16 protein-coding genes and 5 tRNA genes are annotated in these 20,507 nt (G+C 76.1%); 10 read left to right on the top strand and 11 right to left on the bottom strand.

Features of this window, described 5'->3' with window-relative positions:
• Positions 1-135 precede the first annotated feature (135 nt).
• Positions 136-933 (bottom strand): class I SAM-dependent methyltransferase, encoded by a 798-nt coding sequence (locus K7G61_RS06305; protein ID WP_225845658.1) that lies wholly within the window; start codon positions 931-933, stop codon positions 136-138.
• Positions 934-1,141: 208 nt separating this feature from the next.
• Between K7G61_RS06305 and K7G61_RS06300 the strand changes: the two genes are divergently transcribed.
• The 5 genes from K7G61_RS06300 (at position 1,142) to K7G61_RS06280 (ending at position 9,884) form a co-directional block, all read left to right on the top strand.
• On the top strand, positions 1,142-1,801 hold the full coding sequence (locus tag K7G61_RS06300; protein ID WP_225845657.1) for a GNAT family N-acetyltransferase: 660 nt from the start codon (positions 1,142-1,144) through the stop codon (positions 1,799-1,801).
• A gap of 160 nt (positions 1,802-1,961) precedes the next feature.
• Entirely contained in the window at positions 1,962-3,188 is a 1,227-nt protein-coding gene (gene cbiE / locus K7G61_RS06295) for a precorrin-6y C5,15-methyltransferase (decarboxylating) subunit CbiE (protein ID WP_225845868.1), read from the top strand.
• Positions 3,189-3,715: 527 nt separating this feature from the next.
• Positions 3,716-7,579 carry a nicotinate-nucleotide--dimethylbenzimidazole phosphoribosyltransferase gene (gene cobT / locus K7G61_RS06290; protein ID WP_225845656.1) on the top strand — a complete coding sequence of 1,288 codons (3,864 nt, stop codon included), beginning with the start codon at positions 3,716-3,718 and terminating at the stop codon, positions 7,577-7,579.
• A gap of 273 nt (positions 7,580-7,852) precedes the next feature.
• Positions 7,853-9,085 carry a uroporphyrinogen-III C-methyltransferase gene (cobA, locus tag K7G61_RS06285; protein ID WP_225845655.1) on the top strand — a complete coding sequence of 411 codons (1,233 nt, stop codon included), beginning with the start codon at positions 7,853-7,855 and terminating at the stop codon, positions 9,083-9,085.
• A complete protein-coding gene (locus tag K7G61_RS06280) occupies positions 9,078-9,884 on the top strand; it encodes an RNA methyltransferase (RefSeq protein ID WP_225845654.1) in 807 nt (268 codons plus the stop codon). Before cobA ends, K7G61_RS06280 begins: the two co-directional genes overlap by 8 nt.
• 4 nt (positions 9,885-9,888) lie before the next feature.
• On the opposite strand, the gene K7G61_RS06275 is transcribed toward K7G61_RS06280, so the two are convergent.
• The 4 genes from K7G61_RS06275 to K7G61_RS06260 form a co-directional block, all read right to left on the bottom strand.
• Complete coding sequence (locus K7G61_RS06275) at positions 9,889-10,470, bottom strand: dienelactone hydrolase family protein (protein ID WP_225845653.1); 582 nt, start codon at positions 10,468-10,470, stop codon at positions 9,889-9,891.
• 90 nt (positions 10,471-10,560) lie between these two features.
• Positions 10,561-11,700 (bottom strand): acyl-CoA dehydrogenase family protein, encoded by a 1,140-nt coding sequence (locus tag K7G61_RS06270; RefSeq protein WP_225845652.1) that lies wholly within the window; start codon positions 11,698-11,700, stop codon positions 10,561-10,563.
• Positions 11,697-12,917, bottom strand: coding sequence for an acyl-CoA dehydrogenase family protein (locus K7G61_RS06265; protein WP_225845651.1), 1,221 nt, complete (start codon positions 12,915-12,917; stop codon positions 11,697-11,699). Before K7G61_RS06265 ends, K7G61_RS06270 begins: the two co-directional genes overlap by 4 nt.
• Before the next feature lie 185 nt (positions 12,918-13,102).
• Entirely contained in the window at positions 13,103-14,467 is a 1,365-nt protein-coding gene (locus K7G61_RS06260) for a serine/threonine-protein kinase (protein WP_225845650.1), read from the bottom strand.
• 214 nt (positions 14,468-14,681) lie between these two features.
• Between K7G61_RS06260 and K7G61_RS06255 the strand changes: the two genes are divergently transcribed.
• Positions 14,682-14,990, top strand: a complete 309-nt coding sequence (locus K7G61_RS06255; protein ID WP_225845649.1) for a hypothetical protein — start codon at positions 14,682-14,684, stop codon at positions 14,988-14,990.
• A gap of 472 nt (positions 14,991-15,462) precedes the next feature.
• Here the strand turns inward: K7G61_RS06255 and K7G61_RS06250 are convergent.
• From K7G61_RS06250 to K7G61_RS06230, 5 genes are all read right to left on the bottom strand, one after another.
• Positions 15,463-15,534 (bottom strand) — tRNA-Val (locus K7G61_RS06250).
• A 41-nt stretch (positions 15,535-15,575) separates the two neighbouring features.
• Positions 15,576-15,647: transfer RNA gene (locus K7G61_RS06245), tRNA-Val, on the bottom strand.
• A 53-nt stretch (positions 15,648-15,700) separates the two neighbouring features.
• Positions 15,701-15,772 (bottom strand) — tRNA-Val (locus tag K7G61_RS06240).
• A 1-nt stretch (position 15,773) separates the two neighbouring features.
• Positions 15,774-15,847, bottom strand: a tRNA-Cys gene (locus K7G61_RS06235).
• A 36-nt stretch (positions 15,848-15,883) separates the two neighbouring features.
• A tRNA-Gly gene (locus K7G61_RS06230) sits at positions 15,884-15,956 on the bottom strand.
• A 209-nt stretch (positions 15,957-16,165) separates the two neighbouring features.
• On the opposite strand from K7G61_RS06230, the gene K7G61_RS06225 reads away from it, so the two are divergent.
• The 3 genes from K7G61_RS06225 to K7G61_RS06215 all read left to right on the top strand — a co-directional run bounded on the left by K7G61_RS06225 (position 16,166) and on the right by K7G61_RS06215 (position 19,089).
• On the top strand, positions 16,166-17,308 hold the full coding sequence (locus K7G61_RS06225) for a chorismate-binding protein (protein WP_263984000.1): 1,143 nt from the start codon (positions 16,166-16,168) through the stop codon (positions 17,306-17,308).
• Positions 17,305-18,126: an aminotransferase class IV gene (locus K7G61_RS06220; RefSeq protein ID WP_225845647.1), complete on the top strand. Its 822-nt coding sequence runs from the start codon at positions 17,305-17,307 to the stop codon at positions 18,124-18,126. Before K7G61_RS06225 ends, K7G61_RS06220 begins: the two co-directional genes overlap by 4 nt.
• A gap of 141 nt (positions 18,127-18,267) precedes the next feature.
• Positions 18,268-19,089, top strand: a complete 822-nt coding sequence (locus K7G61_RS06215) for a GNAT family N-acetyltransferase (RefSeq protein WP_225845646.1) — start codon at positions 18,268-18,270, stop codon at positions 19,087-19,089.
• Between the two features lie 72 nt (positions 19,090-19,161).
• Here the strand turns inward: K7G61_RS06215 and K7G61_RS06210 are convergent, their stop codons facing one another.
• A complete protein-coding gene (locus tag K7G61_RS06210; RefSeq protein WP_225845645.1) occupies positions 19,162-19,671 on the bottom strand; it encodes a DsbA family protein in 510 nt (169 codons plus the stop codon).
• A gap of 265 nt (positions 19,672-19,936) precedes the next feature.
• Here K7G61_RS06210 and K7G61_RS06205 point away from each other — a divergent pair, with 265 nt between their 5' ends.
• Positions 19,937-20,404, top strand: coding sequence for a hypothetical protein (locus K7G61_RS06205; RefSeq protein ID WP_225845644.1), 468 nt, complete (start codon positions 19,937-19,939; stop codon positions 20,402-20,404).
• The last annotated feature ends 103 nt before the right edge of the window (positions 20,405-20,507 follow it).

The following is a 20,507-nucleotide window of genomic DNA, read 5'->3' as shown; positions in this document are numbered from 1 at the left end:
ACCCCCGCCGTACGCCCCGGCGGCAGGCCGGCCGTCCTGGCGCCGCCTGCCGCCTGCCGCCTGCCGCCTGCCGTTCGCCGTCCCGGGCCGCGCGAGCCCGGGCGCCTCGCCGACCGCCCGCCGGCCCTCGTGCGCTCAGCCCTCGTACCGCGTCCAGTACACGTCCGTGGTGTACGGCATCTCGATCGCCCCGCTGCCGCGGGTCGCGTCGTGCGCGCCCAGCACGGACTCCACCTCGGCGCGCACCCGCGCCTGCGCGGCCGCGTCCAGGACGGCGATGTGGCTGGAGGACATCATCCGCTCGACCACGTCCGCGACCGTCGTGCTGTGCGGGTTGGGCCAGTGCCGCTCCTCGATCGGCCCCCAGCCCGCCCGGTGCGCGAACGCCTCGCGCCACGCCCCCGGGTGGTGCTCGCCCAGACCCGAGGCCAGCGGCGGGCTCGGCAGATCGCGCGGCGCGAGCCGGAAGTAGATGTCCTGGAAGTCCCGCACCCAGGGCACCGACGTGTCGTAGGTGTTCCAGACCAGCGCCAGGGCCCCGCCCGGCCGCAGCAGCCGCTCGACCTCCGCCAGCGCCGCCCGCGCGTCGAACCAGTGCCAGGACTGCGCGGCCACCACCGCGTCCGCGCACCCGCCCGGCAGCCCGGTGTCCTCCGCGGTACCGCCGGTCGCCGCCACGCCCGGCAGCAGCTCCGCCAGGCGCTCGCGCATCTCCTTCACCGGCTCCACCGCGAGCACCTCGGCGCCGGTCAGCGCGAGCAATCGGGTGAACTTGCCCGTTCCCGCGCCCAGGTCGACCACGGTCCGGCCCTGCTCAAGCGGCAGCGCGTCCGCCAGCGCCGCCAGCGCGGCCAGCGGATAGGAGGGCCGGGAGCGCTCGTATACCCCCGCGGCCCGCTGGTACCCGACTCCTGCTGCGTGGTGCACTGTCACGCGGGCTGACGGTAGCAGCATCGGATGACGTTCACGGATACCCGCCCCGACGGCCATTCCCCCTACCCTGGAAGGGCGTTCGCCGGCCCGCACCCGCGGCGCCGCCCGCCCGGGCAGCGCTCCCGGCCGCGCCTACCCTGCCCGGCGCACGCCGCGCCTGATGCTGCATGCTGTGCAATCCACACGTGCCCTGGTTACGGAGCAGCGAATGACCTCCACCTTTCCGGACATCTCGCTCAGTACGGAGCGGCTGGTGCTGCGTCCGTACGAGGAGGCGGACATCCCCGCGCTCGTGGAGATGATGAACGACGAACTGGTCACCGCGTGGACGGGCGTACCGCAGCCGTACACCGACCGGCACGCCCGCGAGTACGTCACCGCCACCGCCGCCAGGGAGCGCGCCGAGGGCCGCGGCCTGGTGCTCGCCGTCACCGAGCTGCTCACCCAGCGGCTGGTCGGCACCGTACAGCTCCAGCACACCGACTGGCGCATCCGCGGAACCGAGATCGGCTACCTCACCGCCGCCTGGGCGCGGGGCGAGGGCTACGCCTGCGAGTCGGTGCTCGCGGTATGCCGCTGGCTGTTCGACGACCAGGGCTTCGAACGCGTCGAACTGCGCACCGCCGCGGACAACACCGCCTCCCAGCAGGTGGCGCAGAAGATCGGCTGCGTGAGCGAGGGCGTGCTGCGCAACGCCGGGATCGTCCGCACCCAGACCGAGGACGGCCGCTGGGCCGAGATCCGCACCGACCTGCTGGTGTGGAGCCTGCTTCCGGAGGACCTCGACGAGTCCGCGGACGGCGCCTCGGGAGGGGCGAACCGGGACGACGCGTACGACAACTACACCGCCTACGCCGACTGGCGCTGATCCGCCGAGTACGCGGGGCCGACCGGGGGGCCTCACCGGGCCCTGCGCCGGGTTAGGGTTCTCACCCCGGGCCGTGCGCGCTCCCGCGCTCGCCGACCGCCACCGCGCCCGGTGCGGGGCTCCGCAGGACGCAGGACACGCCATGGAGGGTCGAACGAGCATGGCCGACCGGGTCACCGTCATCGGGTGGGACGGCTCACCCCCGTCCGAACCGGCCCGTGCCGCGCTGGGCGCCGCCACCTTGGTGGCCGGCACCCGTCACCACCTCGCGCTGCCGTACGTCCCCGCGAACGCCGAGCGGATCGTGCTCGGCAGCATCGACATCGCCGCCCGCCGGATCGCCGGGCACCGCGGCAGCGCGGTCGTACTCGCCGACGGCGACCCCGGCTTCTTCGGGGTGGTCCGCGCGCTGCGGGCACCCGAGCACGGCCTGGAGATCGAGGTGCTGCCCGGGGTCTCGTCCGTGGCGCGTGCCTTCGCGCGGGCCGGCATGCCCTGGGACGACGCCCGGGTGGTCGTGGCCACCGGCCGCACCTTGCGCCGTGCCGTCAACGTCTGCCGCGCCTACCCCAAGGTCGCGGTGCTCACCTCGCCGGGGGCGGGCCCCGCCGAACTCGCGCTGCTGCTCACCGGAGTGCACCGCACCTTCGTCATCTGCGAGGCACTGGGCACCGAGCGGGAGCAGGTGACCGTCCTGACCTCCGACAAGGTCGCCGACCACATCTGGCGCGACCCCAACGTCGTCCTGGTCGTCGGCGGCGCGACCCCGGCCGCGGCCGAGCCCGCGGGCCCGGGCGGCACCACCGCCCAGCGCAAGGGCGGCTGGATCGCCGGCCGCGACCCCGGCTTCCCCGGCCCGGTGCGGGGCTGGGCGCTGCCCGCCTCCGAGTACGGCGGCGACGTGCCGGTCCAGATCCGCGCCCACCAACTGGCCCGGCTCGGGCCGCGCACCGGCGACCTGGTGTGGGACATCGGCGCCGCGGACGGCGCGGTGGCCGTCGAGGCGGCCAGGTTCGGCGCGGCCGTGATCGCCGTCGACCGGGACGCCGACGCCTGCGACTGGATCCGCGCCACCGGCCGCCGCCTCGGGGTGCCGCTGCACGTCGTGCACGGCACCGCGCCGCAGGCCCTGGAGGACCTTCCCGAGCCCGACGTCGTCCGCCTCGGCTGCGCCGACCCCGCCGTCGTGGCCGCCTGCGCCGCGCGCCGCCCGGAGCGGATCGTCACCGCGGTGGCCCTGCGCGACGAGGCCGAGGCCGTCAGCAGGGCACTGGAGGAGGGCGGTTACGACGTCGAGCGCCAACTCCTGCAATCCGTCGAACTCGACAGCGAATGGGTCGAGCGCGAGAGGTCGGTGGCGTTCGCGCTCTGCGGCACCCGCCGCTGACGCGGCGACCCGCACCCCGCCGGAGACCGGCCGGCATGCGGCCGGCATCCGGCCGACGTTCGACGTCCGGCCGGAGACCGGCCGGAGACCGTTCCGGAACCGGGCGGAACCGGGCGGCGGAGCGGCGGCGAACGGGCCGGGTCCGACCGGGCTTCGGGCCCCCTTCCCCCGCCTCGCGGCGTGATCAGGACAGTGACCCGGGCCGTGCTCCGCGCCGGTGCGGAACCGGCCGGTGCGCAGCGCGTTTGCGCCTGTCGGGGGTGTGCGGACGGGGGCCGTGTGAGATGCGTCCCGAGGTGCGGACCCCGAGGCTCACGGCACCTCGGTGCGGGTAGGCTGACGGATCGTTGTGCCGTCGTCGTGCGTTGACGGGCAGTCGAGGATCGGCTCGGCGTCCGGCGGGCCGACGTGCCGCATGCCCCGCACGCTCGTTCTTGTCTGCGGGGGTTGCGCCGGGTCCCCCGGCACCGCTGGGGGAGGCGGGCACAGCGGCTGGAAGGAGCGAAACCGATGGGCGAGGGGCACGCATGACGGACACCGGTCAGATCCCCGGTGAGGGGCTGCCGGGGAGCGGCGTCGGAGAAGCGGTTCACCCGCCGCACACCGACGTTCCCGGCCTTCCCGGCAACGGCGTACCGCAGCAGCAGCCGGGTTGGGGCGCGGACCAGCAGGCCGGGACCCCCGCGGGTCACGCGGCCGGATACCAGGGCGACCCCGGCTACGGCTACCTCGACCACCCGGCTCCGCCCGGCACCCCGCTCGACGACGAGGACGACGTCCTGCTGATGCCCGGCCCGCAGAGCAACTGGAGCGACCCGCAGCCCGTGCCGCCCCCGCCGCCCGTCCAGGTCCAGGCCCCGGACGGCTTCCCGGTCGAGGCCGGCCTCGACCAGGCCCACGCCCCGGCGCAGCCCCCCGCTCCGGACACCCCCGTCGCCCAGGCCGCGGTCCCGCCCGCGCCCCGCCGTCCGCTGCACATGGGCCCGCCCGGCACCGACACCCCGAGCGGCGGTGTCTCCGTGCGCTCCCTCGCCGACCGCGGCCCCGCCGTGCACGCGCAGGGACCCCAGACCGCCGGTCCGGAATACCTCGACCTCCCCGCGGACGCCGCGGTCGGCATCCCCGCCCAGCAGACCGGCCCGGACCCGGCCCAGCCCGCCACCGCCTGGCCGGCCCCGCAGGACGACACGCCGTCCCAGCAGTCCCTCATCCCGCACGCGGACAGCACGGTCCCGGCCCGGGCCGGGACGGCGGAGCAGCCGGGCGCGCGGACGCACGCCGCGGTTCCGGCCGCGGCCGGGAATGCCGCGCCGGCCGCCCCCGCCCCAGAAGCCGCGCCGGCCGCCCCCGCCCCCGAGGCCGTGGCTGCCGCGCCCGCCGACAGCGCCGCGCCCGTCACGGTCGCGGCTGCGGACGTGAGCCCCGCCGGGGCCCCTGACCTGCCCGCCGTCCCGGACGCCGCCGTCCCGGACGCCGCCGTCCCGGACGCCGCCGCCCCTGGCGCGGACGTTTCCCAGGGAGCGGTCGCGGCTCCGGAGGCGGCCCCGGACCCGGCCGGAACCGAGGCCGGCGCCGGTTTCGAGCCCCACCCCGAAGCCCGGACCGAGGCCGTGCAGGCGCCCGGCGCCCCCGTCGTCGTCACGGCGGAGGCTACGGCTGCCGACGCGCCCGCACCCTCAGGGCGGCATGCGGCCCCGGAGAGCCCGGTCCCCGTGCCCGTCGCCGAGCCCGCCGCGGTCCCCGAACCGGCCCCCGCCGCCGAGCAGGCGCCGGCTCCGGCCGCGGCCGGCGCGCCCGTACCCGACGCGGGTAAGGGCGACGGCGCGATCCCGGCGCCCACCCCGGCCGAGGCCGCCGCTCCCGAGCCGGCCGCGTCCACCGCGTCGGCCGCCGCTCCCGAGCCGGCCGCGTCCGTCCAGCCCCCCGAGCCCGACCAGGCGCCGGCTCCGGCAGAGGCGGAATCCGCCCCCGCGACCCCCGCCGCCGCCGTTGCCCCCGGGCCGGACCGGCCCGCCGACCAGGCGGCGGGCGAGGGTTCAGGACCCGCGGACGCCGGCGGGCCGGTCGCGCCCGCGCCCGTACCCGTGACCGCCGAAGCGCCGCAGCCCGCCCCGCAGGCGGCCGGCGAAGGTTCCACCGGCACCGGGCAGCCCGAGCCGACGGCGGTCCCCGAGGGCACCGCCCCCGACACCGCCGCCGCTGAGGGCACCCCGGCCGCGGCGGCCCCTGAAGCGGCGCCAAGTGCCGTCGCCACGGCGGACGGCGAGCCGTCCGGGACGGCACCGGCCGCGGAGGCCGGCGGCCCGGCGCCGAGCGCACCCGCCGAGCCGGCCGGTGCTCAAGGAGAGGCGGCGCCGGGTCACGTCACGCCCGCGGCGGCTCCCGGCTCCACGGACGAGGACGCGGCCGCCCCGGCCGTCGCTGCCGTCCAGGCCGACGGCGCGGCCGCCGCCGGAACCCCCCTGCCCGCGCCCGGGACGCCGGAGGCGGACGCGCCCGCCCAGGCGGTCGCCGAAGCGCTGCCGGAGCCCGCCGGGGCCGCAGCGGCCGACCCCTCCGTTCCGGCCGGCGAACCCGCCGAGCCCGTGGACGGGGCCGACCCGGCACCGGCCCCCGCCGCCGAAGCGGAAGGGACGGCCGCGGAACCGTACGAGCCCGCCGTGCGCGAGGCCGTGCACCGCGTGATCCGCGAACGGCGGGACGTCCGCAACGGTTTCCTGCCCGACCCGATCCCGCACGACGTGCTGCTGCGCGTCCTGGAGGCGGCCCACACAGCGCCCAGCGTCGGCCACTCCCAGCCGTGGGACTTCGTGGTCATCCGCTCGGAGAAGACCAGGGAGAAGATGCACGCGCTGGCCATGCGGCAGCGCGAGGCGTACGCCAAGACACTGCCCAAGGCCCGCGCCCGGCAGTTCCGCGAGCTGAAGATCGAGGCGATCCTCGACACCCCGGTCAACATCGTGGTCACGGCGGACCCCACCCGCGGCGGCCGCCACACCCTGGGCCGCCACACCCAGCCGCAGATGGCGCCGTACTCCTCCGCGCTGGCCGTGGAGAACCTGTGGCTGGCCGCGCGCGCCGAGGGCCTCGGCGTCGGCTGGGTGAGCTTCTTCGACGAGCGGCAGATGGTCGCGGAACTCGGCCTGCCCGAGCACCTGGAGGTCGTCGCGTACCTGTGCGTCGGGTACGTCGAGGAGTTCCCGGAGGAGCCGGAGCTGATGCAGGCCGGCTGGTCGCAGCGGCGCCCGCTGTCGTGGGTGGTCCACGAGGAGGAGTACGGCAACCGGGCGCTGCCCGGCGAGGAGCCGCACGACCTGCTGGAGGAGACGCTCCGCGGCATCCGCCCGCTGGACGCCAAGGCGCTCGGCGAGGCGTGGGAGCGGCAGAAGCGGATGACCAAGCCGGCCGGCGCGCTCGGCATGCTGGAGATCATCTCCGCGCAGCTGTGCGGCCTGTCCCGGATGTGCCCGCCGCCCGTTCCCGAACCCGCCGCGGTGGCGATCTTCGCCGGCGACCACGGGGTGCACGCCCAGGGCGTCACCGCGTGGCCGCAGGAGGTCACCACGCAGATGGTCGCCAACTTCCTGGCCGGCGGCGCGGTGTGCAACGCCTTCGCCAACCAGGTGGGCGCCGAGGTCTGCGTCATCGACGTGGGCGTCGCCGGCGAACTGCCCAGCACCCCCGGGCTGATGCCGCGCAAGGTGCGCCCCGGCACGGCCGACTTCACCGCCGGGCCCGCCATGAGCCGCGAGGAGGCGGTCCGTGCGCTCGAAGTCGGCATCGAGACCGCCCGCGACCTTGTCGCCGCGGGCAACAAGGCGCTGCTGACCGGTGAGATGGGCATCGCCAACACCACGACCTCGGCCGCGCTCATCGCGGTGTTCACCGGCGCCGACCCGACGGAGGTCACCGGCCGCGGCACCGGCATCAACGACGAGATGCACGCCCGCAAGGTCGACGTGGTACGCCGCGCCCTGGAACTCCACCGGCCCGACCCGGGCGACCCGATCGGCGTGCTGGCGGCCGTCGGCGGCCTGGAGCACGCCGCGATGGCCGGCCTGCTGCTGGGCGCCGCCGCCCTGCGTACCCCGGTCATCCTCGACGGCGTCAGCGCCGGCGCGGCGGCGCTGGTCGCCCGCGCCATCGCACCCGAGGTGCTCGCCGCGTGCATCGCCGGCCACCGCAGCGCCGAGCCCGGTCACATGGCCGCGCTCACCACGCTGGGCCTGCGGCCCCTGGTCGACCTCGACCTGCGCCTCGGCGAGGGCACGGGCGCGCTGCTCGCCCTGCCGCTGGTGCAGAGCGCGGCCCGGGTCATGCACGAGGTGGCGACGTTCGACGCCGCCGGGGTGACGGAGAAGGGCGTCACGACGACCGAACAAGCGCAATAAGGTGGACGTCCCGGGCGTGAGCCGCCAAGCCCGGGACGGTGCCAGGTGCCGGCGCCCGCCGGCCCGGGCGCCACGCCGTCCCCGACCCGCGCGCCGACCGACCCGCCGGCCAGCCACCAGCCGATCCGCCGGCGAACCCCTTCACGCCGGCTCAAGCCCGCTCGACGCGCACGACCCCCTCAAACCCGCCACCGGAGCAACGGAGCACCGGACCACGCGACACACCACCGCACACCCGCGTCACCGGACGCCGCACCGAGGAGCCGCAACGCCATGGAAGCCCACGACGCGCCCGCGTACCCCGTAGGACTGCGCCTGGCCGGCAGGCGGGTCGTGGTCCTGGGCGGCGGCCAGGTCGCGCAGCGGCGGCTGCCCGCCCTGGTCTCGGCGGGCGCGGACGTCGTCCTGGTCTCACCGACCGCGACCCCCTCCGTCGAGGCCATGGTGACGGCGGGGGAGGTGCGGTGGGAGCGGCGCCGCTACCAGGAGGGCGACCTGGCCGAGGCCTGGTACGCGCTGATCGCCACCACCGACGCCGAGGCGAACCGGGCCGCGTCCGCCGAGGCCGAGGCGCGCCGTGTCTGGTGCGTACGCAGCGACGACGCCGAGGCGGCGACCGCCTGGACCCCGGCGACGGGCCGTACCGACGGGGTGACCGTGGCCGTGCTGACCGGCCGGGACCCCAGGCGCTCGGCCGCGGTACGCGACGCGGTGGTCGCGGGACTGCGGGACGGCAGCCTGGTCGCGCCGCACCAGCGGACCAAGGCGGCCGGCGTCGCCCTGGTCGGCGGCGGGCCCGGCGACCCCGACCTGATCACCGTGCGCGGCCGCCGCCTGCTGTCCGAGGCCGACGTGGTGATCGCCGACCGGCTCGGCCCGCGCGACCTGCTGGACGAACTCCCGCCGCACGTTGAGGTGATCGACGCGGCGAAGATCCCCTACGGCCGGGCCATGGCCCAGGACGCCATCAACGCCGCCCTCATCGAGCACGCCAAGGCGGGGAAGGCGGTGGTCCGGCTCAAAGGCGGCGACCCCTTCGTGTTCGGGCGCGGCATGGAAGAGGCCGAGGCACTGGCCGCGGAGGGCATCGCCGTCACGGTGGTGCCGGGCATCTCCAGCTCGATCAGCGTGCCGGCCGCCGCCGGGATCCCGGTCACCCACCGGGGCGTCGCCCATGAGTTCACCGTGGTCAGCGGCCACGTCGCGCCGGACGACCCGCGCTCGCTCGTGGACTGGGGGGCGCTGGCCCGGCTGCGCGGCACCCTGGTGCTGCTGATGGCCGTCGAACGTGTCGGGCCGATCGCCGAGACCCTGATCGCGGGCGGCCGGCCGGCCGGCACACCGGTCGCCGTGATCCAGGAGGGCACCACGGCGTCGCAGCGCCGGGTGGACGCCACACTGGCGACGGTGGCGCGGACCGTCGCCGACCAGGGCGTACGGCCACCCGCGGTGATCGTCGTCGGCGACGTGGTCACGATCGGCGCGGGAGCCGGCGCCCATGGCTGAGCCGGTCGCCGTCGAGGACCCGGACGACCCGCGCCTGGCGGACTACACCGCGCTCACCGACGTCGAACTGCGCCGCCGCCGCGAACCGGCCGAGGGACTGTTCATCGCCGAGGGCGAGAAGGTCGTCCGCCGCGCGGTGGCCGCCGGCTACGCGATGCGGTCCATGATGCTGACCCCCAAGTGGTTCGGCGTGATGGCCGACGTGATCGAGGCGGCGACGGCGCCGGTGTACGCGGTCACGCCGGCGCTGGCCGAGCAGGTGACGGGCTACCACGTGCACCGCGGCGCCCTGGCCTCGATGGAACGCGCCCCGCTGCCCGACCCCGCCGCGCTGCTGGCCGCCGCGCCCCGCCGCGTCGCCGTCTTCGAGGACATGGTCGACCACGCCAACCTGGGCGCGGCCTTCCGCAACGCCGCCGCCCTCGGCGTGGACGCGGTCCTGCTCAGCCCCCGCTGCGCCGACCCCCTGTACCGGCGGTCCGTGAAGGTGTCGATGGGCGCGGTCTTCCAGGTCCCGTGGACCCGCTTCACCGACTGGCCCGTCGGCCTCGGCCTGCTGCGCGAGCACGGCTTCGTCACCGCCGCCTTGTGCCTGTCCGACCGGGCCGTCACCCTGGACGAGCTCGCCGCGCGCCGCCACGGCAGGCTCGCACTGCTGCTCGGCACCGAGGGCGAGGGCCTCACCCCGGGCGCCCTGCGTGCCGCCGACACCTGGGTGAGCATCCCGATGGCGGCCGGAGTGGACTCCCTGAACGTCGCCGCCGCCTCTGCGGTCGCCTTCTACGCGACCAGGCCCTGAGCGGCTACTTCACGCGGTCCAGGAAGCACAGCATCCGCTCGGACAGCAGCGCGGCGGCCGGCGCCTCGTACGACGGCAGGCTCGCGTCGGCGAACAAGTGGGCGGCGCCCGGGTACAGGAACAGCTCGGCGTCCTGCCCGGCCGCGGCCACCAGGTCGCGCGCCGCGGCCAGGTCCCCTTCGCCGGTGAATATCTCGTCGGCGTCCATGCCGTGGACCTGGACCGGCACCCCGCGCGGCCAGTCGCCGCCGAACTCGGACGGCGGCACGCAGGCGCTCAGCAGCAGCGCGCCCCTCGCGCCCGGCCGGGTCTGCGCCAGCATCTGGGCGGGCAGCACCCCCAGCGACATCCCGACGTACACCAGCTCCTCGGGCAGCGGTTCCACGGCGGCCCGCGCGCGCTCCAGGAGCGTGCCGAAACCGGTCTCCCGCGCGAAGCCGACGCCCTCCTCCAAGGTGCCGAAGGTGCGCCCCGCGTACAGATCCGGCACGTGCGCGGTGTGCCCGGCCCTCTCCAGACCGGCCGCGAACCCGCGCACACCGGTGGTCAGCCCGTGCGCGTGATGGAACACCACCACCTCGGCCATTGCCGCTCCCTTCCCCGTGCGGCGCCCCGGCGGCCCCGCCCGGTCCGAGTATCGCGCGGGGGGCCGACAACGGCGCCGCGGGCGCCGCCGCTACGGCGTCAGGTCCACCAGCCGCCCCAGCGCCGCCCGGTGGGCGCCGGGCGTGCCCAGCGCGATCTCGTCGGCCTTGGCCCGCTTCAGGAACAGGTGCAGCGGGTGCTCCCAGGTCATGCCGATGCCACCGTGGAGCTGCACCGCCTCCTCGGCGGCGTGCACGGCGGCCGTGGACGCGTACGAGGCCGCCACCGCGACCGCCACCGCGACCGCCACGGCGGTCTCCGCCGGGGCCCGCCCCCCGCCCACGAGTCCGTCGCCCGCGAGCCGGTCGGCCGCCGCCCTGGCCGCCGCCCGCGCCGAGACCACCTCCAGCCACACGTCGGCAAGACGGTGCTTGAGCGCCTGGTACGAGCCCACCACCCGGCCGAACTGGCGCCGCTCCTTCAGGTGGCGGACCGTCTCGTCCAGACACCACCCGGCGATCCCGAGCTGCTCCGAGGCGAGCAGTCCCGCGCCCGTCAGCAGCGCCCGGTCCAGCGCCTCGGCCGGCTCCGGCGCCGCCAGCGGTCGCCCCCGCACTCCCTCGAACCGCACGTCGGCCAGCGGCCGGGTCAGGTCCAGCGACACCACCGGCTCCACCACGGCGGCCCCTGCCGCCACCTCGTACAGCCCCGGCCCGGCAGGTCCCAGCGCGGGCACCACCAGCACGTCAGCCGCCAAGGCGTCCGCGACACTGGTCACCCGGCCCGTCAGCAGACCCGCGGCGTCCGCCCGTACCCCGGACGGGAACTTTCCGCCCGGCGCGGTGGACAGCGGCACGGCGAGCGCCCCCGCCACGCCCGAGGCGAGCCGCCGCAGCAGGGCCGCCACCGCGTCGTCGGCCGGGTCGCAGCCCAGCAGCGCGCGCACGGCCAGCACCGCACCGCCGAGGAACGGCACCGGCGCCACCGCCGCCCCCAGCTCCTCCAGCACCACCGCGGCCTCGCGGGCGGACGCGCCCTGCCCGCCCAGCTCCTCCGGCACCAGCAGCCCCGCGAGCCCCAGATCGGTGCCCAGCACGCGCCACAGACCGGCGTCGTACGCCGCCCCGGTCCCGATCCACGCCGGCATCGCGGCCGGGGCGCCGCGGTCGGCCAGCACACCGCGCACGGCGGCCCGCAGATCGTCCTCCACCTCGGAGTAGAGCAGGTTCATCGCGGCAGGTCCTTCCAGGCGACGTCCTTGTCGGTACGGGGCTCGGCGGGCAGCCCGAGCACCCGCTCGGCGACGATGTTGCGCAGGATCTCGGACGTGCCGCCCTCGATCGAGTTGCCCTTGGCCCGCAGGTAGCGGTAGCCCGCGTCGCGGCCGTAGAAGTCGACCGTCCGCGGGCGGACCATCGTCCAGTCGCCGTAGCGCAGCCCCTCCTCGCCGAGGAGCTCGACCTCCAGGCCGCTGGCGCGCTGGTTGATGCCGGCGAAGGCCAGTTTGAGGCCGGAGCCCTCCGGTCCCGGCGCGCCGGCCGCGAGCTGCTGCCGGGCGCGCTCGGCGGTCAGCCGCGCCACCTCCGCCTCCACCCACAGGCGCAGCAGCCGTTCGTGCAGCTCGGGCGTGCGCAGCTCCGGGCGCGCCCGCCAGGTCGCCGCGACCCTGCCGATCATGCCGCCCTCGCGGGGCAGCACGGTGCCGCCGATGGCCACCCGTTCGTTCATCAGCGTGGCCTGGGCGACGCGCCAGCCGTCGCCGACGTCGCCCAGCCGGTGCGCGTCGGGCACCCGTACCCCGGTCAGGAACACCTCGTTGAACTCGGCCTCGCCGGTGATCTGCCGCAGCGGCCGCACCTCGACGCCGGGGTCGGTCATGTCGCAGACGAAGTACGTGATGCCCCGGTGCTTGGGCACGCCGGGGTCGGTGCGGGCGATGAGGATGCCCCAGCGGGCGTTGTGGGCGCCGGAGGTCCACACCTTCTGGCCGTCCACCACCCAGTCGTCGCCGTCACGCACCGCGCGGGTGCGCAGCCCCGCCAGGTCCGAGCCCGCGTCCGGCTCGGAGAACAACTGGCACCAGACCTCCTCGCCGGTCCACAGCGGGCGCAGGAACCGGCGCTTCTGCTCGTCCGTGCCGTAGCGCAGGATGGTCGGCGCGGCCATGCCCAGGCCGATACCGATGCGCCGCGGGTCGTTGTCCGGCGCGCCGGCCGCGGCCAGTTCGGCGTCCACCACCGACTGCAGGGCCCGCGGGGCGCCGAGACCGCCGAGGCCCTCGGGGAAGTGCACCCACGCCAGGCCCGCGTCGAACCTGGCCCGCAGGAACTCCAGCGGCTCGGTCGCCGCCGGATCGTGCGCGCCGAGCAGCGCCCGCACCGCCCGCCGCAGGTCCTCCTCGCCGACGGCCGCCCCCCGGCCGTCGTCCGCCGCCGTGGTCCTCGCCATGTGCCGCACCGCCCTTCCGGCTGCCCGATTCCCGTTGCCCCCGGCCGCTTCCCGTTGCTCAGCTCCCCGGGGAGCTGAGCAAGCGCTTGGTAACCTACGGTACGAGCGGCCGACCACGCCAGCCCGCCTGCGGGGCCGGTACGAGTGGGCACCGGGCGGTCACCGGGCCGGTGACGAGGCCCCGGTCAGCGGCCCGAGGCGGGGGCGGCGTCCGCCGCCTCATAGGACGCGGGCGACGCGGGCGACGCGGGCCGGACCGGCGGCGCCACCGGTGTCACCCGCGACGGCGCCGGTGTCCCGGCGGGCCGGCGCGCCGCGCCGGTGAGGCGGTCGCATCCTTGCAGCGCGGCGATGCAGACGGCCGCGAGCAGCGTCACGATCACGAAGACGAAGATCCGCTGCCGCATCAGCCTGCTCGACGCGGTGGCCGGGCGCCGGCCCGCGGACGTACGGACGGGTGTGCGCGGCGAGGGGTGCGTCGACCGGTCCTGGTAGCGGTCCTGCCGCCCGTCGTGCTGCCGGTCCTGTTGCGCGGGCGGCCTGCGGGCGGCCGGCGGGCGCGCGGAGGGGACGCCGTGCTCGGGCCGGAGCCCCGCGGGCGTGGGCCCGGCCGACGGGCGCCGCTCGGTGGGCTGCTGCGCGTACTCCTGCGCCCGGCGGCCGGTGGGCCGCTCCGGGCGCGGGCCCGCCGCCCGCGGGATGCCCTCCCGGCGCGGCGCCCCGATCCCGCGCGCCTCCCGGGCCGCGATCTCCGCCAGCCGCTCCGACAACTGGACCGTGCTGGGCCGGTCCGCCGGATCCTTGGCCAGGCAGGCGTACACCAGCGGCGCGAGCGAGTCCGGGACGCCGCCCAGGTCGGGTTCCTCGTGCACCACCCGGTACAGCATGACCTCGGAACTGCCCTGCCCGAACGGCGAGTCCGCGGTCGCCGCGTACGCCAGGGTGGCGCCGAACGCGAACACGTCCGTCGCCGGCGTGACCGCCGCCCCCCGCACCTGCTCCGGCGCGAGGAAGCCGGGCGAACCCACCGCCGTGCCCACGTGCGTCAGCGTCGAGGCGCCCGTCGCCCACGCGATGCCGAAGTCGATGATCCGCGGACCCTTGGGCGACAACAGGATGTTGGACGGCTTGAGGTCCCGGTGCACGACCCCCGCTTCGTGGACGGCGACCAGGCCCTCGGCCAGCGCCGCCCCGATGGAGGCCGCCTCGGCGGCGGGCAGCACCCCGTGCTCGGCGACCCGGTCGTGCAGCGAGGGACCAGGCACGTACTGCGTGGCGAACCACGGCCGTTCGGCCTCCAGGTCCGCGGCCACCAGCCGGGCCGTGCAGCCGCCCCGGATGCGCCGCGCCGCCGACACCTCACGCGCGAACCGCGACCTGAACTCCTGGTCCTCGGCCAGCTCGGGCCTGATCACCTTCAGCGCCACGCGCTGCCCGCGCTTGTCCGCGCCCAGGTACACGACACCCATACCGCCGGCGCCGAGGCGGCGGTGCAGCCTGTACACGCCGACGACTCGCGGATCCTCGCGGCGGAGCCGCATCATCGCCATGTCCCCTACCTCCCGTGGGGAGGCCCCACTCCACCGATCTCACCGGCCGGTTCCGGCCGCCCACAGCTTACGGACTCAGGTACCGATCCGCGCCGAAGGCCCGCAGGCGGCGGGCCGTGAATTGTCAGTGGGCGGTGGGAACCTGGAGATGGGGAAGCGAACCGCCAGCGGCCCCGCACCGCCAACGGACCGTCTGCCGAGGGGGAGTGACGCCGTGAAAGGTGACCGAGTGGAGATCGTCGTCGACGCGGGGGACAGCACCCGCGCCTACGAGGTGGTGGCCACCAGGGCCGGGCGCAGGGTCGAGACCGCGATCCGGCGCGGCGTGGTCGAGGTGAGCGAGGTGACGCGCAGCGGCACGGTGGTCCGCACCGCCCGCTTCATGGCCACCCGCGTACTCGCCCTCGTCGAACAGCCGGTGGAGCGGGAGGTCGGCCAGGAAGGGGACCAGGACCCGCGGACGAGGACCCCTCTCAGGGATGACCCCGGGGAAGGACGCTCGCGCCTCCACCCCAGGGAGTAGCCGCGCCCCGCGCCCTCATCCTTCCGGAGGCCCGGGAAGCGGTACGAGGGGCGGACGCCGGTGGCCCCGCCCACACCTAGATTGGAGGTCAAGCGGCGGACGCGCACTCGTCCCCCGAGGCCAAACGTCCGCCGCCCGTCGACATCGCAGACCACGCAGGACCCGACCACCGGCCACGGCCGCCGAGGTGGTCGCCCAGACGTCGTCCGCAGCCGGTCCCGAACGGGGCGCCGCGTTCAGGCGCCCCGGGCCCGGAAGAGCGGTCCGGGCCGGGGCTCGCCGGCACCACCCCGTGGGGACGGGGGTACGGCGGACGACTGCGGTTGCCCGGGTATCGCCCGATACCCGGGCATTACGCTCCCCTGTGCCCGCCTGGCGCGCTCGTGGCGCCCGCATGCCCGTGTGCCGGGAAAACGACAACAGGCGACGCGGTCCGCGCGGTTCGCGGACACACATCGCCTGTCGTAATGCGTGGACGATACTGGGATTGAACCAGTGACCTCTTCCGTGTCAGGGAAGCGCTCTCCCGCTGAGCTAATCGTCCGGGACGCCGCAATGGGCGTACCAAAGCCCCACGAGGGGCCGTGCGCGATACTGGGATTGAACCAGTGACCTCTTCCGTGTCAGGGAAGCGCTCTCCCGCTGAGCTAATCGCGCGAGGTGGTGCAGGATCGTACAGGCCCCGCGGGGCCGAGCCCCGCAGGGCTCCGTGGACGATACTGGGATTGAACCAGTGACCTCTTCCGTGTCAGGGAAGCGCTCTCCCGCTGAGCTAATCGTCCATGGAGGTGGAGACGGGATTTGAACCCGTGTAGACGGCTTTGCAGGCCGTTGCCTCGCCTCTCGGCCACTCCACCACAACAGCGGGGGAACCGGGACGATCCCCCACATCGAGCGGACGACGAGATTCGAACTCGCGACCCTCACCTTGGCAAGGTGATGCTCTACCAACTGAGCCACGTCCGCACAAGCGCCGCTGAACCTCGGTTCCTCGGCGACGACTGAACTCTAGCGGATTCCCGGGCCAGCTCAAAAATTTGTTTCCGCAGCGTGCCGGGCCAATGACAGGGAGACGACGACGAGGCCGCCGCCGCGGGCGCCGGCGGCGGCCCGCCTACACTCGGCCCCGGCCCTCGTACACCCAGCGGAGGAGCACCGTGCGTCACCTCGCACCCATGGCCCGTTTCGGTGGTCTCGTCGCCTCCGACCTGCGGGATGTCACCGACGACCTCGGTGCCCTGGACTCCACCGGTTTCTGGGCGGTCGCCGTGGGCTTCGACGGGCACGCGGTCTGCGCCCGCTTCGGCGACGTCCGCCCGGCCGGCGCCGCGCCCGCCCCGGACCCCGCCGCCTGGCACGGCCCCGACCCGGCCGCCTGGACCTCCGCCATGGACCGCGAGACGTACGAGAACGGCGTGCGCGCCATCCGCGAGCGCATCGCGACCGGCGAGGTGTACCAGGTCAACCTGTGCCGGGTGCTGACGGCCCCGCTGCCGCCGGGCGACGGCGGCGGCACCGGCGATCCGTACGGCCCCGACATCGACGCGCTGGGTGCCGTCCTGGCCCGCGGCAACCCGGCGCCCTACGCGGGCACGATCCGGCTGCCCGGGCACGGCGTCGAGATCGCCACCGCCTCGCCCGAGCTGTTCCTGCGGCGCCGCGGGCCCGTCGTGGAGTCCGGCCCCATCAAGGGCACCGCCCCCACCGCCGACCTGCTGCTCCCCAAGGACCACGCCGAGAACGTGATGATCGTCGACCTGGTCCGCAACGACCTGGGCCGCGTCTGCGCCACCGGCTCGGTCACCGTGCCGGCCCTGTGCGCGGTTGAGCCGCACCCCGGACTGGTCCACCTGGTCTCCACCGTGCGCGGCGAACTGCGGGCCGACGCGGGATGGCCGGAACTGTTCGCCGCCGCCTTCCCGCCCGGCTCGGTCACCGGCGCGCCCAAGTCCAGCGCGCTGCGGGTGATCCACGAGCTGGAGAACGCCCCCCGCGGCCCCTATTGCGGCGCCATCGGCTGGGTGGACGCCGACCGCGGCACCGCCGAACTCGCGGTCGGCATAAGGACGTTCTGGATCGACCGGACCGCCCCCGGCGGCCCCGTGCTGCGCTTCGGCGCCGGCGCCGGCATCACCTGGGGCTCCGACCCGGTCGGCGAGTGGGCCGAGACGGAATTGAAGGCCGCGCGCCTGCTGGCGGTAGCGTCGGAATCGGGCGGGGCCGCGCGGGCGGCCCGCGGGGCCGGAACAGGATCCGGCGGGGACCGGGAGCCGCTCACCGGGAGCGCGCACGGTACGAGCGAAGGGATGTTGCGGTGACCATCTGGCTTGACGGGGCGCTGCGGGACACCGGGGACGCGACGGTCTCGGTCCTCGACCACGGCCTGACCGTCGGCGACGGCGTCTTCGAGACCGTCAAGGTCGAAGGCGGCCGCCCCTTCGCCCTGACCCGCCACCTGAACCGGCTGACCCGGTCGGCCCGCGGCCTGGGCCTGCCGGAACCCGACCCGGAGGAGATCACCCGCGCCTGCGAGGCCGTGATCGCCGCCAACCCGATGCCCGCGGCCCGGCTCCGGATCACCTACACCGGCGGTCCCTCCCCGCTCGGTTCCGAACGCGGCGACGCGCCCGCCACCCTCGTCGTCGCCGTCGCCCCCGTCACCCTCGGGGCCGGCCCCACCGCGGTCGTCACGGTGCCCTGGACCCGCAACGAGCGCGGCGCCCTCACCGGCCTGAAGACCACCTCCTACGGCGAGAACGTGGTCGCGCTCGCCCGCGCCCGCGAGCAGGGCGCGACCGAGGCCCTGTTCGCCAACACCCGGGGCCGGCTGTGCGAGGGCACCGGCTCCAACGTCTTCGTCGTGGTCGGCGGGCGGCTGCTGACCCCGCCGCTGAGCTCCGGCTGCCTGGCCGGCATCACCCGCGAACTGGTCCTGGAGTGGGCGGGGGGCGAGGAGGCCGACCTGCCGCTCGGCGTGCTCGCCGAGGCCGAGGAGATCTTCCTGACCTCCTCCACCCGCGACATCCAGGCCGTACGCCGGGTCGACGACCGCGACCTGTCCCCGTCGCCCGGCCCGGTCACCGCCAAGGCGCAGCGCGTCTTCGCCGAGCGCGCGGCGGCCCACCCGAACCCGTAGCGCACCGCGGCCCGGCCGGAAGGCCGCTGAGGGACGCCGCGTCGCGTTCCGCGGGCAGGAGGCGAAGATCGCTGCCCCGCCCCGCCCCGGCGCGGTAGAACGGCACATGACCAGCGCGGCGACGACTCCGGGAGCGCGACCATGACGACGACCCTGAGACCGGCGGAACCCGAGCGCCCAGGACCGGACGGCGCCCGCTCGCGCACGTACCACGTGTGCGTCAACGGGCGCCCGGTCGGCGAGGTCGAGCTGAGCCGCGGCGGGCGCCACGGGCCGGACGTCGGACGCATCGCCGGCCTCGCGATCGACAGGGCCGGACGCCACCGGGGCCGCGGCACGGTGGCCGCGCTGGCCGGCGAGGAGGTGCTGCGCTCGTGGGGCTGCCGCCTCGTCGAGGCCGCCGTACCCGCCGACGCCCCCTACGCGCTGCGCATGGCCGCGTCCCTGGGCTACACGGAACGCAACCGCACCATGGCCAAGAAGATCACCGGCCGGCCCCGGCCGCTGCCGCCGGGCAGCTCCGCGCGGCCGATGGCGCGCGGCGAGTACGAGCCGTGGCTGGCCCGCGGCCACGAGGAGTACGTCGCGAAGCTCGCCGGCATGGGAGTACCGCGCGACCAGGCCGAGTACCGCGCGGCCCGGTCGGTCGAGGACCTCCTCCCGGCCGGTGCCCCCGCGCCGGGCACCGACCTCGTCGCCCTGGAGCACGACGGGGAACGCGTCGCCGGACTGTGGCTGCGCACCGCGGAACCCGCCTGGGTCCTCCAGGTCGAGGTCGACGCCGCCCATCGCGGCCGCGGCCACGGCCGCTCCATGATGCTCGTCGCGGAGAACCTGTGCCGGGCGGCCGGGACCCGGACCGTCGGCCTCAACGTGTTCGCCACCAACACCACGGCCCTGCGGCTGTACGAGTCGCTCGGCTACGCGACCGTCGACCGCCACTTCACCAAACCGCTGTGCTGAGGCACCGAACGGGCCGTGCCGGGCCGCGCCGGCGCCGAGCGGCGCGCGCCCTCTGCGGCCCGCTCGGCCCGTTCAGCCCCGCCCGGACAGCAGCCGGTCGGCGATCTCGATGATCCGCTCGCGCAGGCCCTCCTGGCTCTTGGAACCGTCGAGCAGTTCACCGCCGATCACGTAGGTGGGCGTGCCGGTCACGCCGATCGCCGTGCCCTCGGCCTGGTCGGAGTCGACCAGCAGCATGTGGCGGCCGTCGATGAGCGCGGTGTCCAGCTCGCCCGCGTCCAGCCCGAGCTCCGCGGCCACCTCGACCAGAAGCGGCTCGCCGCGCTCGGCCAGCTCCTCGACCCGGGCGAGCACCGCCTCCGCGTACGGCCAGGCGCGCCCTTGCGCGTACGCCTCCTCGAACGCCTGCGCCGCCGCGAGTGAGTGGCGGTGCTTGTCCAGCGGGAAGTGCCGGAGCTGGATGTCCAGCGCGTCGCCGTACCGCTCGCGCAGCGCGCGCAGGTCGGCGAGGGCCGCGCGGCAGTCCGGGCACTGCAGCTCGCACCACACTTCGAGGACGACGGGGGAGGCGGGGTGAGTCATGCGGTCAGTCTCCCACCACGGCGGGAGCACCCGCGCGAGGGTGCTCCCGAGCGCCGGGACCGTCCCTCCGAGGCGGGACCGTCACCGTCCCGCGGAGGAGGTCCGCCCGGCACCGGAGGAGGAGACGCCCCCGAGAATTCCCTGAGCCGGGGCCCGGACCGTGGCCGGTGGCGCGGGCCGCGAGGCACGATGGAGGGACGAGTGCCCGCCGGGACCCGCGCCCGGCCCCGCGGCGGGCCGCCGCACTGCCCCTGGGAGCCGCAGGATGCTGACCACGACACTGTGCGCCGCCCCGTCCGCGGCGGGCCTGGCCGTCGCGCTGCAGACCGCGTACCGCCGCCGCTTCCTGCGCGCCACCAGAATCGCCGCCGCCTCCCTGCTGCCCGTCGGCCTGGCCCTGGCCGGTCTCGTGACCCTCGGCCGCAGGGTGGGCACCGCTGTCGGCGACTGGGCCGCGGACCTCGTCCTCAAGCCCACGGTGTGGACCGGTTTCGCCGTCCTCGCCTGTTCCGCGCTGCTCTACGGGATCACCCGGCTGATCGGCGGCCGCGGGGCGGGCGGCCGGGACGGGGAGCACGGCCGGGAGACGGCCGCGTCCGCCGTGCCCGGCGCCCCGGCGCCGGCGCTGCCCCCGAGCAGCGGCCCGTCGCGGTCCAAGCGCCGCGGCTCCGGTGACAGCGGGCTGTCGGACTTCGCCGATGTCGAGGAGATCCTCAGGCGCCGCGGCATCTGACCGGCCACTTCCACCCGGTTCCGGCCGACTCTGCCCGCTTCCCCTGGTCCCCCCTGGTTCCGCCCGGTTCCGCCCGCTCACCCGGCGCCCTCCGCGCTCGTCC

It is taken from the genome of Streptomyces sp. HPF1205, assembly GCF_020400825.1.
Taxonomy (GTDB): Bacteria; Actinomycetota; Actinomycetes; order Streptomycetales; family Streptomycetaceae; genus Actinacidiphila.
The sequence above is the reverse complement of the archived record's forward strand: the minus strand, read 5'-3'. Positions and strand labels throughout refer to the sequence as shown.

What these genes read in the sequence shown, in the direction of transcription:
- K7G61_RS06300 (WP_225845657.1), top strand. Translation starts at nt 1,142, where the DNA reads ATGACCTCCACCTTTCCGGACATCTCGCTCAGTACGGAGCGGCTGGTG.
- K7G61_RS06225 (WP_263984000.1), top strand. Translation starts at nt 16,166, where the DNA reads ATGGCCCGTTTCGGTGGTCTCGTCGCCTCCGACCTGCGGGATGTCACC.
- K7G61_RS06275 (WP_225845653.1), bottom strand. Translation starts at nt 10,470, where the DNA reads ATGGCCGAGGTGGTGGTGTTCCATCACGCGCACGGGCTGACCACCGGT.
- K7G61_RS06260 (WP_225845650.1), bottom strand. Translation starts at nt 14,467, where the DNA reads ATGGCGATGATGCGGCTCCGCCGCGAGGATCCGCGAGTCGTCGGCGTG.
- K7G61_RS06265 (WP_225845651.1), bottom strand. Translation starts at nt 12,917, where the DNA reads ATGGCGAGGACCACGGCGGCGGACGACGGCCGGGGGGCGGCCGTCGGC.
- cobA (WP_225845655.1), top strand. Translation starts at nt 7,853, where the DNA reads ATGGAAGCCCACGACGCGCCCGCGTACCCCGTAGGACTGCGCCTGGCC.
- K7G61_RS06280 (WP_225845654.1), top strand. Translation starts at nt 9,078, where the DNA reads ATGGCTGAGCCGGTCGCCGTCGAGGACCCGGACGACCCGCGCCTGGCG.
- cbiE (WP_225845868.1), top strand. Translation starts at nt 1,962, where the DNA reads ATGGCCGACCGGGTCACCGTCATCGGGTGGGACGGCTCACCCCCGTCC.
- K7G61_RS06210 (WP_225845645.1), bottom strand. Translation starts at nt 19,671, where the DNA reads ATGACTCACCCCGCCTCCCCCGTCGTCCTCGAAGTGTGGTGCGAGCTG.
- cobT (WP_225845656.1), top strand. Translation starts at nt 3,716, where the DNA reads ATGACGGACACCGGTCAGATCCCCGGTGAGGGGCTGCCGGGGAGCGGC.
- K7G61_RS06205 (WP_225845644.1), top strand. Translation starts at nt 19,937, where the DNA reads ATGCTGACCACGACACTGTGCGCCGCCCCGTCCGCGGCGGGCCTGGCC.
- K7G61_RS06215 (WP_225845646.1), top strand. Translation starts at nt 18,268, where the DNA reads ATGACGACGACCCTGAGACCGGCGGAACCCGAGCGCCCAGGACCGGAC.
- K7G61_RS06270 (WP_225845652.1), bottom strand. Translation starts at nt 11,700, where the DNA reads ATGAACCTGCTCTACTCCGAGGTGGAGGACGATCTGCGGGCCGCCGTG.